Origin of the sequence: Rhodococcus sp. IEGM 1366, assembly GCF_033142425.1 — a bacterium.
Taxonomy (GTDB): domain Bacteria; phylum Actinomycetota; class Actinomycetes; order Mycobacteriales; family Mycobacteriaceae; genus Rhodococcus_F; species Rhodococcus_F globerula.
On record NZ_JAWLRZ010000015.1, the window covers coordinates 25,858 to 39,901 of the forward strand.

General features: G+C 61.5%; 13 protein-coding genes. 8 read left to right on the forward strand and 5 right to left on the reverse strand.

Annotation, left to right across the window (positions count from 1 at the left end):
• The first annotated feature begins 72 nt into the window (after positions 1-72).
• Positions 73-651 (forward strand): HPP family protein, encoded by a 579-nt coding sequence (locus R4P64_RS30630; protein WP_172935471.1) that lies wholly within the window; start codon positions 73-75, stop codon positions 649-651.
• Between the two features lie 71 nt (positions 652-722).
• Positions 723-2,081 (forward strand): wax ester/triacylglycerol synthase domain-containing protein, encoded by a 1,359-nt coding sequence (locus R4P64_RS30635; protein ID WP_317823967.1) that lies wholly within the window; start codon positions 723-725, stop codon positions 2,079-2,081.
• A 605-nt stretch (positions 2,082-2,686) separates the two neighbouring features.
• On the opposite strand, the gene R4P64_RS30640 is transcribed toward R4P64_RS30635, so the two are convergent.
• Together R4P64_RS30640 and R4P64_RS30645 are read right to left on the reverse strand one after the other, a co-directional pair.
• Positions 2,687-3,148 (reverse strand): hypothetical protein, encoded by a 462-nt coding sequence (locus R4P64_RS30640; RefSeq protein WP_317823968.1) that lies wholly within the window; start codon positions 3,146-3,148, stop codon positions 2,687-2,689.
• Between the two features lie 938 nt (positions 3,149-4,086).
• Entirely contained in the window at positions 4,087-4,434 is a 348-nt protein-coding gene (locus R4P64_RS30645) for a carboxymuconolactone decarboxylase family protein (RefSeq protein WP_317823969.1), read from the reverse strand.
• Positions 4,435-5,300: 866 nt separating this feature from the next.
• Between R4P64_RS30645 and R4P64_RS30650 the strand changes: the two genes are divergently transcribed.
• The 6 genes from R4P64_RS30650 (at position 5,301) to R4P64_RS30675 (ending at position 11,065) form a co-directional block, all read left to right on the forward strand.
• Complete coding sequence (locus R4P64_RS30650; protein WP_317823970.1) at positions 5,301-6,677, forward strand: MBL fold metallo-hydrolase; 1,377 nt, start codon at positions 5,301-5,303, stop codon at positions 6,675-6,677.
• A gap of 288 nt (positions 6,678-6,965) precedes the next feature.
• On the forward strand, positions 6,966-9,119 hold the full coding sequence (locus R4P64_RS30655; RefSeq protein ID WP_317823971.1) for an MMPL family transporter: 2,154 nt from the start codon (positions 6,966-6,968) through the stop codon (positions 9,117-9,119).
• Between the two features lie 123 nt (positions 9,120-9,242).
• Complete coding sequence (locus tag R4P64_RS30660) at positions 9,243-9,512, forward strand: metal-sensitive transcriptional regulator (RefSeq protein ID WP_317823973.1); 270 nt, start codon at positions 9,243-9,245, stop codon at positions 9,510-9,512.
• A gap of 46 nt (positions 9,513-9,558) precedes the next feature.
• Positions 9,559-9,786 carry a DUF2892 domain-containing protein gene (locus tag R4P64_RS30665; RefSeq protein ID WP_045067659.1) on the forward strand — a complete coding sequence of 76 codons (228 nt, stop codon included), beginning with the start codon at positions 9,559-9,561 and terminating at the stop codon, positions 9,784-9,786.
• A 39-nt stretch (positions 9,787-9,825) separates the two neighbouring features.
• Complete coding sequence (locus R4P64_RS30670) at positions 9,826-10,233, forward strand: DUF302 domain-containing protein (protein WP_045067660.1); 408 nt, start codon at positions 9,826-9,828, stop codon at positions 10,231-10,233.
• Positions 10,234-10,285: 52 nt separating this feature from the next.
• Positions 10,286-11,065, forward strand: coding sequence for a sulfite exporter TauE/SafE family protein (locus R4P64_RS30675; RefSeq protein WP_045067661.1), 780 nt, complete (start codon positions 10,286-10,288; stop codon positions 11,063-11,065).
• 246 nt (positions 11,066-11,311) lie between these two features.
• Here R4P64_RS30675 and R4P64_RS30680 read toward each other — a convergent pair whose 3' ends face one another.
• Genes R4P64_RS30680 through R4P64_RS30690 form a run of 3 tightly spaced genes read right to left on the reverse strand, consistent with a single transcriptional unit; the run spans position 11,312 to position 14,000 of the window.
• Entirely contained in the window at positions 11,312-11,623 is a 312-nt protein-coding gene (locus tag R4P64_RS30680; protein ID WP_317823974.1) for an aldehyde dehydrogenase family protein, read from the reverse strand.
• A gap of 29 nt (positions 11,624-11,652) precedes the next feature.
• On the reverse strand, positions 11,653-12,402 hold the full coding sequence (locus tag R4P64_RS30685; protein ID WP_045067662.1) for an enoyl-CoA hydratase-related protein: 750 nt from the start codon (positions 12,400-12,402) through the stop codon (positions 11,653-11,655).
• Positions 12,399-14,000 carry an acyl-CoA synthetase gene (locus R4P64_RS30690; protein WP_317823975.1) on the reverse strand — a complete coding sequence of 534 codons (1,602 nt, stop codon included), beginning with the start codon at positions 13,998-14,000 and terminating at the stop codon, positions 12,399-12,401. Before R4P64_RS30690 ends, R4P64_RS30685 begins: the two co-directional genes overlap by 4 nt.
• Positions 14,001-14,044: the final 44 nt, after the last annotated feature.

Consider the following 14,044-nt stretch of genomic DNA (forward strand, 5'->3'; position numbering starts at 1 on the left):
GGGATTCCGTCACGCTGGATACATCAGTCCTTCGACGTCTGCTGCCTTACCGGGCAGCCAAAGGAGATCGTCATGCTCGCACGGCACATCATGAGTAGTCCGGTGACGACGATCGATCAGGCGGCGAGTACGGACCAATGCCTGCAAGTAATTTCTCGGTCAGGGTTTTCGGTGCTTCCGGTGATCGACGAACACAAGCACCTTGTCGGGATCGTCTCCGAGGGTGACCTTCTCCGGAGTAGGTTTCACGGTGCGTCGCAGGAAGATCGGGTCGTGTCCGCCGACGAATCCGTCGCTGACGTGATGACCAAGCCGGTCATTGCGATGACCGCAGACGCTGAGATCAACGCCCTCGCCTCGGCCATGCTCCGGTCCGGACTGCGTGCGGTGCCGATTGTGCAGGAAGGCGATGTCATCGGAATAGTGACGCGCCAGGACCTGATCGGCCTCTTGGCGCTTGATCCTGATCGCATCGTCGACGAAGTGCGGCATAGACTCGACCTCTACGGCGGCCCGGATCTGTGGGCAGTGGGGTTTGTCGACGGAACACTTACTGTCAGTGGCATTTCCGAGGACGATCCGCAGCGAGGAGTTGTCATCGCACTTGCATCGTCGGTTCCTGGAGTAGACGAGATACGACTACAACCCTGAACAGCAACAGATGTGATGACGGGTGACGAGAACTGGATCGAGTAGCAATGAATGCAGCGTGCGCACGATCGATGACGCAGACGGATCTGATGTCGTGGCGGATGGAAGAGGATCCGATTCTTCGCTCGACCATCGTCTCGATTGTTTTGCTGGACAGAAGTCCTGACCAAGATCGATTGATCGACGTCATGTATCGCGCGATCGATGTGGTGCCGATGTTCAGATGCCGAGCGGTTCCGAGTTCGATTCCTTGGATTCCACCTCGGTGGGTCGGCGATCTTGACTTCGATCTCAGCTGGCATTTGCGTCGGTTGACCGTGCGGGAGCCAGGAACCTGGAAAGAGGTTCTCGATTTCGCACGCACAGCTGGGATGGCCGCATTCGACAAGGATCGTCCGCTGTGGGAGTTCACAGTGCTCGACGGACTCGCTGACGGCGGCGCGGCACTGGTGGTCAAGGTTCATCATTCTCTCACCGACGGGGTCGGGGGAATGCAACTGACACGTGAAATCACAGACGAGACAAGAGAAGGCGAATCGCGCCGATCCGCGCGGGAGACAATGACATCTATTGATCATCCGACCGGTGCCAACGCCGTGGCGAGTGCACTGGGGACAGCGGCTGGTTCCGCTGTTCGACAGGGTGCACGTGCGGTGCGGCATCCTGCCGTTACCGGCCGCGGCGCCGCACGAATCCTCGGTTCGGCTCTGCGTATGACACGACCGGCGACTACCACATTGTCACCGGTGATGACTGCTCGTAGTACGCGTCGAAGTTTCGGTGTGGTCGAGCTGCCGGTCGCGGCGCTTGCCGCAGCCGCGACTGCCACCAAGTGCTCGATCAACGATGCATTCTTGGCTGCTGTTCTCCTCGGAATGGCCGAGTACCACCGCCGCCATGGTGCTGTGCCGCCGGAGCTGATGGTGACCTTGCCGATCAGCCTGCGTACCGATCGAGACCCATTGGGCGGCAACCGAATCTCATTGGCAAGATTTGCGTTACCACTCGATATCGCGAGTCCGGATCAGCTGATGCGCCGAGTCCACGACATCGTCGACAGCTGGCGTAATGAACCTGCAATTCCGCTCTCTCCGCACTTGGCTGCGATGCTGAATATGCTGCCGGTTGCGGTGACCGGCGACATGCTCAAGCACATGGATTTTGTCGCTTCGAACGTCGTAGGTTCCTCGGTACCTTTGTATCTTGCGGGCGCGGAGATCACCAGGCAATTTGCGTTCAGTCCCACTCTCGGCTCGGCATTCAACGTGACGTTGATGTCGTACACGACGCACGCGTGTATCGGAATCAACGCGGATGCTGGTGCGACTCCTGATCTGTCGGTGCTGATGGCGGCACTTTCCGATGGTTTTCGCGCGGTGCTGGCTCTGTGTCCGCGGGGAATTGACGCTGCAGTGATGGTTTCATGCTGATCAGCGGGAACCATGAGCAGCATGCCTTCGAATTGTGTACCGGAGATTCTCGGAGCGTGGGTGAATAGTTCAAGGCCAGGTACCGACTGGGAGTTGTGGGGGCCAGCCACCCAAGCGGAGGGAAAAGTAACGACCACTCCCGAGCGTGTAACTCGGGATCATTTCGACCAGGAGGACGGCGACTTTCCATGAACACCTACCCAGCAGGCAGCTGCACGAGCGAGGTCCCGACAACGGAGGTTGCGTCACCCTTCGCCATTGGTGAAACTCATGATCACTGCGGTGCCAACCTGATTACAGGGCCTTTGGCGGGACGGAGCAGTGCAAACACGTTGAAGTTTCGGCCCAGTGTATTAGGCCATCCGCGAAGAATGTCGCAGGTTCAGCGTGTTTAGTGGCGTGGTGCGCCGGCGCGCGAGTTTGGTGTGCGGGGCTGTCGGTGTCTAGGGTATTCCCGATTGTCTCGGCAGTGACGACCCCTTCACCAGAATGGAGCCGGAGCGCACGATAGCTCCGTGCGTCGGCACGGCTACGCCTTGAAGCGCCACAGCCGATCAACGGTCGCTGCCCCCGACCGACAGCTAACCCCGCTCCGGCAACGGAATCTATGGCTTTCGCTCTTGGACCAGCCGCCACCACGCTGCGTCGGTCGGACTCATGACGCCTTCCGGCATGGCCTTTCCTGCCGACAGCGTGTCCGCGAGGACATTGTCACGAAATGCGCCTGGCAGCACTTGATAGCGAATCGAATCGAGAGAGCACACCAATGCGAGAATCCACCACAACGTGCACGCGTATTCTCGAGCGGACCTTTCTCCATCCCACTGATAGAATCCGCGGTACCGGTTTTCTTCATCAGCAGTCAACCACAGTTTCGAGACAAATCCGGGAAAGCCAACGAAAAGCGGTGTGTTGAAAAGGCTTTCGGTCCGAAACAGAGCGTGTGCACGGCCATGAATACCCCGCAGTCGGAAGGTTACGACGAGGACAACCGGGTCGACAGGAGGCGGTCCCTTCACGACGGTTTCCCGGTAGACGACTCCAGTTGTGCCGTCCGCGAAAGTCATTTCTTGCCCTACGTGCTCTATCGGTTGACAGATGCGGCGCTGGGCGACGAGGTTCACCGTCCGTGCAACGCAGCCGAGGAGACGTAATACCGCGACTCTCAAAGGTGGGCGCCGTAATGCGGACCCTTCCTCATAATCATGGATAGATCTGTGCTGCATTGAATTTCGGTTAATCATGGCTTCTTTCATCAAATGGCGCGGTGTTCATGTGTCAGGCTCGTAACACAATTTCTGCGTTGGATGAGGGGTCCCTGCTTTTACCCTTTCGTGGTCTTGGTGGCAGAGCCAGGGCCGAAGGTCATCGTTCGGCTCCTATCCCCTTCCGCCTGACAGCTGTCATCTAATGCAGGATCGACCAAAAGTCACACAATTTCGTAACCGTGGTCAGGATCAGGTGGTGGAGGCACCATCTTTGTGATCGAAGATGCGTCTAGACGTTGCGCCATGTTGCCGCCCCTCCCACGGTGCGGCTTCGAAATGAGTGGCACCATTCGGATTCGAGATGGAGAGAAGACTTTTCACGTGCAGAGTGACCTTCAGATCTATGTGACGCTCGCCCAGGCGACGCGTGGTATACACGCCGAATCTCCGTGGTCCGGCAACAATCAAAGTCGGTGAACTGAGGTTATCTGGGTGAGCACAGCATCCCGTCTTCCATAGAGGTCATAGCAGTCTGTCGAGGTGGAAAACGGGTTCAACCAGTCCCGGTCTCATGTGGCCGCACTCGCTGGGCCAACTGGCGACGGAATGGCAGTTTCGTGTCCTCGGCCTGTCAGGTAAGGCACCGTTGGGTGTCTGAGAGTCTGCTCTAACAGCGGTGTGCCGAGTCGAGGGCCTCCGGCCGCTGGTGAGAACACACGCACGCGGTTTCATCTACGGTGACGCTTGCGCGCGGGCCCGTTCGAAATTTCCGTCGGAAAGAGAACCCTGTCCCGCTGTCAATCGGTTGAACCGGCAAACTGTTCGACTGCCTCGAGCGCCTCGCAGCCGTAGACGACAGAGGGCCCTCCGCCCATCATCACTGCGATACCGATGGTCTCCATGACCTCGGCACGAGAAGCTTCCGCTTTCAGCGCATCATGCACGTGATACGCGATGCATCCATCGCAGTGCGCGGCGATCCCGATCGCCAAGGCCATTAACTCCTTGGTTTTCCTCGGCAAGGCCCCGTCTGCGGTACTTGCCATGTGCAGCGAGCCGAAAGCGCCCATCGCCGCCGGCGCTTCGCGTCCAAGTTGACCCATCAGCGCCCGTAGACGCTCATACATTTCTGGATAGTTAGCCACAGCTCCTCCTTCGAGCGGCCCCACCTTTCGATCCTACGGCGCATTGTGCGTCTGCTGGGCGGTGATAATTCCGTGGCAGCGGCGAGAGACGGTTCGTCATCTGTTTTCGCATAATTTCTACCGACTGCGGTGATGATCGGAAGCAGTACGACACAGTGCTTCTCGAGCGCCGGACCAGCAGTTCGGACTAAATTTGCTCACGCCGGACCGTCAGCCCTCTCAATCCGTACGGTCAGCGTACGCATTTGTCTCTCACGGTGCGAAGAAACCCGGCGGAACCCAACGATTCCGAGGAGCGGCAGTACCTACCGATGCGATGATCACTGAGGTGCGCGTGCGGTAGACGAATCGGGTCAGGCCACCTACCCCCCCCGTAATCCCTACACACGCCCGGGGATCGTGACCAGAGCCAACACCATTGACAAACCAAGTAGGTTGTACGCCAATCGAATCGATCGGCCAGGGGCGGCGAGGGGTGCGAAGACGGTGCTGGCCAGACCTGCAGCGAGGGTGAGGATCATCAGCGTTTTGACGTAGTTGTCGCCGTATCAGCGGGGTCAGGGCGGCGAATGCAGGTGGATAGGGCACCGCGCCCATCGCGATACCGGCGATCTCCCACCCCGCGAAGAAGATCGGGAGCGCGAGAGCCGTCGCGATGATCACCAGCGTGGGCGCCGCGAGGACTGAACCGGCGGTCACGACCCAGCGGGGCCCGTGGCGATCGAGGACTCTGCACCGACGAGTGAACGACTTCTTCACCTAATCAGTACGTTGATCCATATACCCCAGGGGGTACTTGACATACCCCAGGGGGTATATGGCATCCTGTGTGCACACCATCCTCCAGATTCAGGAAAGGTTGTTCGATGATCCTCGAGCAGTACTACATCGAGTGCCTCTCGCATGCGTCGTACCTGATCGGCGACGAGAGCACAGGCCGTGCCATCGTGGTCGATCCGCGGCGCGACATCACCGAATACCTCGAGGACGCAAGCCGCCATGACCTGACTATCGAAGGGATCGTCAACACGCACTTTCACGCGGACTTCGTCTCCGGCCACCTCGAGTTGCTCGAGGCGACCGGCGCGTGGATCGGTTTCGGCGAAATCGCGGACACCGACTACCCGATCCGCCGACTTCGCCATGGCGAACACCTGACACTGGGGGAGGTGGACATCGAGATCCTCTCCACTCCCGGCCACACGTGGGAGTCGATCAGCCTGCTGGTGCGCGAGAATCGAGATGCAACGCCGTCCGCTGTGCTGACCGGGGATTCGCTGTTCATCGGCGATGTCGGCCGCCCCGACCTGGCTAATCTCGGCGACGGCACCAGTACCGACCTGGCTCGGGCGATGTACCGCACCGTCCACCAGACACTGCTGGCGTTGCCCGATTCGGTGACCGTGATGCCGGCCCACGGCGCAGGATCGTCCTGCGGCAAGAACCTCTCCGCCGAGTTGACCTCCACCATCGGCGAGCAGCGCCGCACGAACCCGTCGGTGCAGCCGATGAGTGAAGATACGTTCGTTGCTCTGATCACCGACGGTCAGCCTGCGGTGCCGGGGTACTTTTCTACCGATGTGGCCCTGAACAAATCGAATCGCGCTCTCCTCGAACAAGATCGGCGCATCGCCGAGCTGACACCGGAGGAGCTCAGGACAGAAATGGCCAACGGAACTCGCGTTCTCGACGCCCGCACCCCGGACGACTTCGCTGGCGGGCATCTGCGCGGCTCGATCAATGTCGGATTCGAGGGCAGGTTCGCCGAAACCGGTGGCATGGTCGCCGATATCGGCGAGCGCATCGTACTCATCACCTATCCGGGTGAGGAACAGATTGCGGCGATGCGTTTGGCGCGCATCGGATCCGACAACGCACTCGGCTACCTCACTGTCGACGCCGATGGCATCTTTCCGAACTCGCTCACAGACCTTGTCCGTACCGCGCCGCGTACTGCTGCGGTCGAACTGGAGAGGCTCCTGGATTCGGATGCGGTGACCTTGATCGACATCCGAAATCCCGGCGAGCGCGACTTCGGGGTCATCGACGGTGCCCGGTCGATTCCGCTCGCCCAGCTCCGCTCCCAGCTCGCGGACCTGCCACGTAACAAGCCCATCGTCGTGCACTGCGCCGGCGGCTGGCGCTCGTCCGTCGCCGCGTCACTGTTGCGGGCCGATGGCATCGAGAACGTCAGCGACCTGGTCGGCGGATACTCGGCCTGGGTCGACCGGTCGTTCGAATAGTGCCTAATCACGAAAACTCTCGTGCCCATACGTGGCACAACGTCTGACAAGGAGATTCCAGATGTGTTACCCCACGACATGTTCTTCCTGCTCCAAGACCACCTGGGCAGGATGCGGCCAGCACTCCGATCAGGTCATGGCAGGTGTCCCGAAAGCGCGGCGCTGCACCTGCACCCCTGCTCCTGACTCGGGGTCCGGGTTCTTCCGATCCCTTTTCGGCCGCTGACCGGCGCACCGGATACTGCTGCGCACGCCCCTCCCATTCACCGCATCTTCAGGAGTTAACCAATGACCGGTAAATCTACTGTCGAGGAAGGCGTTACGTCGGCCTCTCGATCCTCCGGCGGAGCGCTCGGGCGTATGGGCGCGGCCATGGCAGGCAATGCGAAATGGGTATTCGGCGTCTGGCTGATCGTCCTCGTCGGCCTCGGCGCCGCCGCACCATCAGTGTTCAGCTCACTCGCGGGCGCCGGATGGCAAGCCAACGGGTCGGAATCGGTCCAGGTCCGCGAACTGGCACAGGAACACTTCGGCGGTAACTCCTCCGCCGCGGTCCAGGTCGTGGTCCATTCCGGCGACCGCACCGTCGACAGTCCCGAAGTGCAGCAAACGCTCACTGCGGTCGCGGATGTCTTCGCCGGGGACACCCGTTTCGGTGCCATCATCGCACCGCAACCGGGAATGTCCATCAGCCCGGACGGGCACACAGGAATTCTCATCGCGGGCGCGAACGCGTCCACCGACGAGATGGTCAAGGCAGTGGACGATCTCAAGGGGGAGTTGACCGCTCTGTCCGGAGACGGCATCGAGGTCTACCCGACCGGCGCTTCGGCACTGTGGAGTGATTTCAACAAAGCCAACCACGACGCGATGATTCAGGCCGAACTGTTCTCCTGGCCTGTCACCCTCGCGATCATGGTGCTCGCGTTCGGGTCCCTCGTCGCCGCAGGGCTCCCGTTGCTGTTGACCCTGGCCGGACTCGTCGCCTCGGCAGGTGGCCTGGTCCTACTCAACCAGGTCACTCCGATATCGGTGTGGGCGATGAACTTCGCGATGATGTTCGCTCTCGCTCTCGGTATCGACTACGCCTTGTTCATCGTCGCCCGCTTCCGTGACGCGATCGCGCACGCCTCCTCCAAGCAGGCAGCTGTGGCGGAAACCATGGACACGGCGGGCAAAGCCGTTGTCCTGTCCGGTATCACAGTGCTGGTCAGTTTGTCGGCCGTGCTTCTCGTTCCGGCCCCTGCGGTGCGGACGATGGCGATCGGCATCATGCTCGCCGTCTTCTTCGTTCTGCTGGCCTCGATGACGCTTCTTCCGGCGACTCTGGGCGCGCTGGGTGGCAAAGTCAACGCCGGCTCGCTTCCCTACGCGAAGCGGCAAGAGCATCGTTCTCCGCGGTTCGCAGCCTGGGGTGAGCTGTTGCATCGTCACCCGTGGCCGTTCGCTATCGGTTCTGTCCTGGTGCTGATCGCGTTGTCGATCCCGGTCCTCGGTCTCAAGGTTGCGATGCCTTCCATTGAAGTCGTCCCCGCCGACGCCCCGGTGCGCCAAGGTTACGAACTCGTCCAGGCCCAGATGGGTGAGGGTGCGCCCGGGATGGTGCAGATCATCGCTCCCGCCGCCGAAGCCTCGCAGACGGCGCAGGCTGCTGCTGGGGCCGACGGCATCGCTATGGTCACGCCGCCGCAACCCGCCCCGGACGGTAGTGACTATGTGATGCTGCAGGCCATGCCGACCGTCGACCCGTCGGATGCACAGATGGGCACTATCCTCGACACCTTGCGTGCGGACCTCCCCTCCGGCGCGCTCGTGGGCGGCGCGCCGGCGGAGAACCTCGATCTGCAGCAAGCGCTGAACGACTACTTCCCGCTGATCGTCGGCATCATCTTGGTGCTCGGGTTCGTGTTGCTGCTGGTGGCTCTGCAAGCGCCACTGATCGCCATCCTGGGCACCGTGGTCAGCCTGCTCTCCACCGCAGCCGCATTCGGCGTTGCGAAGTTGATCTTCCAGGACGGGCACGGTGCATCCCTGCTCGGATTCACCCCGCAAGGCTTTCTCGATGGCTGGGGGCCGGTGTTCTTCTTCGCGATGATCTTCGCGATCGCCATGGACTACACGGTGTTCCTCCTCGCCACGGCGAAAGAACACTACGAACGGTCCGGGGACCCTAAGGTCGCACACGTCGCCGGCTTGGCGCATTCCGGACGAGTGATTTTCGCCGCCGCCGCGGTGATGGTGGCCGTGTTCTTCACTTTCGCGCTCGCTGACCCGTTACCGCCGAAGGAGATGGGCATCATTCTCGGTGTCGCAGTCCTACTCGACGCGGTCCTGATCCGCCTCATCCTGTTGCCGGTGCTACTGCGGTTGACCGGACATGCCGCGTGGTGGTCCCCGGCGTGGTTGCGGAAAGTGCTGCCCGACATCAGTTTTTCGCACTGACGGAGTTGGCCGACAGCCACGGCGGTTCGGCAGGTATGTGACGGACAGACCTGCCGAACCGCGAGCTATAAATACCCCTAGGGGTATAATTAGTTTAGCGATTCATCTTCGAAAGGAATTCCCATGGTCGGCGACGACGACAGCATCGCATTGGTACTCAACCGGCTCCGCCGCGCTCACGGCCAACTCGCCGGGGTGATCTCGATGATCGAACAGGGCCGCGACTGCAAAGACGTCGTCACTCAGCTCGCCGCGGTCTCGCGGGCCCTGGACCGGGCGGGCTTCAAGATTGTCGCTACCGGCCTGCGCGAATGCATGACCGGCGATCCCGAGAACGGTAAGGAGCCGATGACCGAAGCCCAACTGGAAAAGCTTTTCCTCGCGCTCGCTTGACCCGCGGGTATCGCGGAACAACGAATCGGAAAGGAAGACACAGATCATGACAGCTCTCCCTCGGCATCACGGCTGGACTATCGAACGGATCGTTCCCCTGCTGGGCGGGGTGGTCGTCTTACTCAGTGTGGCCTTGACACTCGCCTTCTCCACCTGGTGGCTCATTCTCACTGCATTCGTCGCTGCGAATCTCCTGCTCTACAGCGCAGTGGGGTGGTGCCCGATGAGCCTGATACTCCAACGCCTCGGTATCCCACGACTCGGCACCCGCTGACCGATCCCAGACCCTGGATCCCCGAAAAGGACGTAGATCATGCAACTCGCACTCACGGCCACCCTGAACACCACCTTCGACGACGCCGTCGAACGAACCCGCACCGCATTGGCGGAGCAAGGTTTCGGGATACTCGCCGAGATCGACATGAAAGCGACTCTCAAGGCCAAGCTCGACGAAGACATCGAGGATTATCTCATCCTCGGCGCCTGCAATCCGCCGTTGGCGCATCGAGCCGTCGACGTCATGCGGCAGATCGGACTACTGTTGCCGTGCAACGTCGTCGTGCGCGCCGACCGCACCGCCGAGAACAGCGTCATCGTCGATGCGATGAACCCCGCCCTCATGGCCGAGGTGACCGGCGAGCCGGCACTGGGGGCCATCGCCGACGAAGCGGCCACCAGACTGCAAGCTGCGCTCGATTCACTTACCACGCAACCACACTGACTCGTGACAATGCGGCAGATCCTCGACCGCCGATGAACGGAAACGGATTCCGATGACCCTCGCAATCGCACTCGCGGCCGGCGCTGTCATCGGCATCCTTCTCGGACTCCTCGGCGGTGGCGGTTCCATCCTCGCCGTACCGGTCCTGGTGTTCGCCCTCGGCCTCGACATCGACCAGGCGATCCCGATCTCACTGATCGTGGTCGGTGTCGCCTCTGCCGTCGGAGCCATCCCGAAAGTTCGTGCCCACCTGGTGCAGTGGCGACTGGCCGCCGTGTTCGCCGCTGCAGGTATCCCCGCAACCTTCATTGGTAGTGCCCTCGGGCGACTGCTCCCGCAGTCCGTCGTGATGACCGGGTTCGCCGCGGTCATGATCGTTGCCGGTGCTCGTATGCTCGCCGACCGCGGCAATGCCGGGACCGCCTGCAGCGTAGGTGATTCCGGTATCAATTGGCGTCGCTGCGCACCTCGTGCGATCCCGGCCGGATTCGCTGTCGGTGTGCTGACCGGGCTCTTCGGCGTCGGCGGCGGATTTCTCATCATCCCCGCCCTTGTCCTGATGTTGGGAATAGACATGCAGATCGCGATCGGAACCTCGCTTCTGATCATCGTCGCGAACTCCGCCGCCGGCTTGATCTCACATCTCGGTAGCGGCGTCGCCATCGATCCGGCCATCACGATCAGTTTCAGCGGAGCTGCGATCGTTGCCTCCTTGGTCGCCGGAAGGTTCGGCAACCGCGTCAACACCGGATCACTCCAGCGCTGGTTCGCGTACCTGGTATTCGCCGTTGCCGCCTACATTCTGTTCGATACTCTCGCGCTGAGCCGCTGACATACGGCACCAGAAATCGTGTGGGGTTGCCGGTGGATCAGGCCATGTCAGCAGTTTCGCGAGTACGGCCTCCCGGTGCACCGGGGCGCGCAGATGAGGCGCCATATGATCGTGAGAGCCTGGACAAGCAAGGTGTCGGAGGATCTTGTCATGGGCACGCTGCGCGAAAGGCCAGAGTCGCGTCGCCCCGATGGCGTGATAGCGGGCGGTTCGCCCGGCGAGATCGGGACCGAATTCTTCGTCAGCTCAGTCGATCTGAGCCGCGTGTGTGAAGTTTTTCGCGCTGATCCACATCTCACCGCCGGCCTCGGTGGTCGTCTTGCCCTGTTCCATCACCAGCAGGGGCCCGATCTCGGCGTTCTTACGTGTCAGCTCGAGAGCGCACGATTGCAGCAGCTCTTGCCGGTATGCACGGTCGGTCTTACCCTGTGCGAGGGCCGAGTCTGCGTTCCGGACGGCCTGATCCAGCTCCTCCTCGGTCGTGATTGGAATACGCCCGATCTCCTCGAGCGTGGCGGGATTGATCGATACGAGCTCGTTCATCGTCTGTTGTTTCATCGTCGTGACTCTCGTCGTGTGCCAGTGGCTCAGTGTCCGAGCCACTGCGGCGGGCGCTTCTCGAAGAATGCGCTGATGCCCTCCTTCATGTCGTCCGATTCGAGGAAGACCTCGATCGCTCGTTCGGTGGCCTGCCATCCGAGTGCGTCCTCGTCGACGGTCAGGGTGCGTAGCGCACGCAGACTCTCACGTACCGACATCGGGGACGAGAGGCAGATGTCTTCGGCGAGCGCCATGGCTTGATCGAGCGCGCATCCCGCGTCGGCCACCTCGTTGACCAGTCCGAGTTGGTAGGCCCGGTCCGAGTCCAGTGTGCGACCCGAGATAAGTAGTTCTCGCGCGATGTTCGGTGGCAATGCCCGCGCGGCCCGAAAGAGGGCGCCCGATGTCGCGACGAGTCCGCGACGGGTCTCGGGGAGTCCGAAACTCGCTGTACGGGAAGCGATGAGCGCATCGCAGGCAAGTGCGATTTCGAATCCTCCGCCGAGAGCCGGTCCCTCGACGGCGGCGATCAGAGGGGTGCTCCGCTGCCGTCGGATAATCCCGTACTCGCCACCGCGTTCGGTTCTCAGGTCGGCGCGCTCGCTCAGGTCGGTGCCTGCACTGAAGATCGTCGTTGTCCCTGTGATGATTCCGGCCCACAGAGCCGGATCGTCGTCGAGTCGGTTGAGGGCCTCGTCGATTCCCTCTGCCATGGTGCGGTCGATCGCGTTGCGTTTGTTCTCCCGATCGAGGCGGATGAGCAGGATCCTGCCGTGCTGTTCTTGGATTACGCTCATGCGCCTACAACCTCCGCGACGGTCGCGCGAGCCCAGCGGTAGTCCGCCTTTCCGGCGGGAGAGCGCACGATGGCGGGAACGACGACGATCGAACGCGGGATTTTGTACCCGGCGATCGAGGCCCGGCAATGTTCGACGATCTCATCGGTGTCGATATCCTCGAAGTCCTCGCGAAGTTGCACCACAGCCGAGACTTGTTCGCCGAAAAGCGCGTTCGGTGTGCCGGCGACGACGGCATCCATCACGGCGTGATGACTCTTGATGGCAGCCTCGACCTCTTCGGGGAACACCTTCTCACCGCCGGTGTTGATACACACCGAGCCGCGGCCGAGCAGCACGATCGAGCCGTCCGGTTCGACCCGGCCCATGTCGCCGAGGATCGACATCCGTACCCCGTCGACCACGGGGAAGGTCTCTGCGGTCTTCTCCGGCTCGTTGAAGTACCCGAGTGGTACGTGTCCAACACGGGCAATGTATCCGAGCATGTCGGAGCCGGGCTCGATCGGACGCAGTTCTTCATCCACGACCAGCATGTTGGGGTTGCCCACGACACGCATGTTGCCGTCCGCGTCGATCTCGAGTGTGCCGTCCACCCCGGATTCCGATGCTCCGAATCCGTCGCGCAAGAACAAGTTCGGCATCAGTTCGAGAAGCTGGTTCTTCGAGCTGCGTGACCACAGTGCACCGCCGGAGCTGACAAGTGTCAGCGAGGTGAGGTCGTAGTCGGAGCCGTGGCGGGCTATCGCATCGGTGAACGGACGTGCCATCGCGTCACCGACGACCGTGACGCAGGAAAGCTGCTCGTCCTGAATGAGACGGAGCGCTTCGACTGGTTCGAAGCTGCGCAATAGAACCTGCTTTGCGCCGCTGAAGAAGCCGCTGAACACCGAGTACACCGCTGCGCCGTGCATGAGCGGTGCCGGGAGCAGAAACGCCATGGGGTGGGAGTTGGCTGCGACAGCGTCGGCGAGGTCGGCGGTGTTGGTGAAGGCGGCACCTCCGTGGTTTCCACCCGCGAGTGCGGCCATGAAGAAGTCCACGTGTCGCCACACCACTCCCTTCGGCATTCCGGTTGTGCCCCCGGTGTAAATGACGAATCTGTCGTCATCGCTGCGTGGGCCGAAATCCCGGTCCGCCGATTGGGTCCGCATCGCGTCGTCGAAGTCATTGAGAGGCAGGGATATCGACGTCGGATCATCCACGGATCCGAATACCAGTACGTCCTTGATGCCAGGGCAGGCGGGGAGGGCGCCGGCGATGATCGGAACGAACTCGCCGTCGACGATCAACGAGACGATCTGAGAGTTGTTGTAGAGGTACGTCAGCTCGTCTTCGGTGTACCGGTAGTTGATGTTGACCGGCACCGCACGAATCTTGAGGCATGCCAGCAGGGCCTCGACGAACTGGGTGCTGTTGCGCATGTGGATGCCGACATGTTCACCCACCCGGACACCTCGCTGAGCGAGGTGGTGGGCGAGCAGGTTCGCCCGTTGGTCGAGCTGGGAGAACGTACGACGCTCATCGCCGCAGACCAGGGCGGTGCGGTCGGGAAGTTTGTCGACAACGGCTTCGAAGAGGTCTGCAAGGTTCAACGACATGTGAGGGGTCCTTCTCGAGTGGAACGAAGACTGGGGCAGCGACG

Excerpts from the sequence above, each read along its gene's own strand:
- R4P64_RS30630 (WP_172935471.1), top strand. The coding sequence starts at position 73 with ATGCTCGCACGGCACATCATGAGTAGTCCGGTGACGACGATCGATCAG.
- R4P64_RS30635 (WP_317823967.1), top strand. The coding sequence starts at position 723 with ATGACGCAGACGGATCTGATGTCGTGGCGGATGGAAGAGGATCCGATT.
- R4P64_RS30640 (WP_317823968.1), bottom strand. The coding sequence starts at position 3,148 with ATGACTTTCGCGGACGGCACAACTGGAGTCGTCTACCGGGAAACCGTC.
- R4P64_RS30650 (WP_317823970.1), top strand. The coding sequence starts at position 5,301 with ATGATCCTCGAGCAGTACTACATCGAGTGCCTCTCGCATGCGTCGTAC.
- R4P64_RS30655 (WP_317823971.1), top strand. The coding sequence starts at position 6,966 with ATGACCGGTAAATCTACTGTCGAGGAAGGCGTTACGTCGGCCTCTCGA.
- R4P64_RS30660 (WP_317823973.1), top strand. The coding sequence starts at position 9,243 with ATGGTCGGCGACGACGACAGCATCGCATTGGTACTCAACCGGCTCCGC.
- R4P64_RS30665 (WP_045067659.1), top strand. The coding sequence starts at position 9,559 with ATGACAGCTCTCCCTCGGCATCACGGCTGGACTATCGAACGGATCGTT.
- R4P64_RS30670 (WP_045067660.1), top strand. The coding sequence starts at position 9,826 with ATGCAACTCGCACTCACGGCCACCCTGAACACCACCTTCGACGACGCC.
- R4P64_RS30675 (WP_045067661.1), top strand. The coding sequence starts at position 10,286 with ATGACCCTCGCAATCGCACTCGCGGCCGGCGCTGTCATCGGCATCCTT.
- R4P64_RS30680 (WP_317823974.1), bottom strand. The coding sequence starts at position 11,623 with ATGAAACAACAGACGATGAACGAGCTCGTATCGATCAATCCCGCCACG.
- R4P64_RS30685 (WP_045067662.1), bottom strand. The coding sequence starts at position 12,402 with ATGAGCGTAATCCAAGAACAGCACGGCAGGATCCTGCTCATCCGCCTC.
- R4P64_RS30690 (WP_317823975.1), bottom strand. The coding sequence starts at position 14,000 with ATGTCGTTGAACCTTGCAGACCTCTTCGAAGCCGTTGTCGACAAACTT.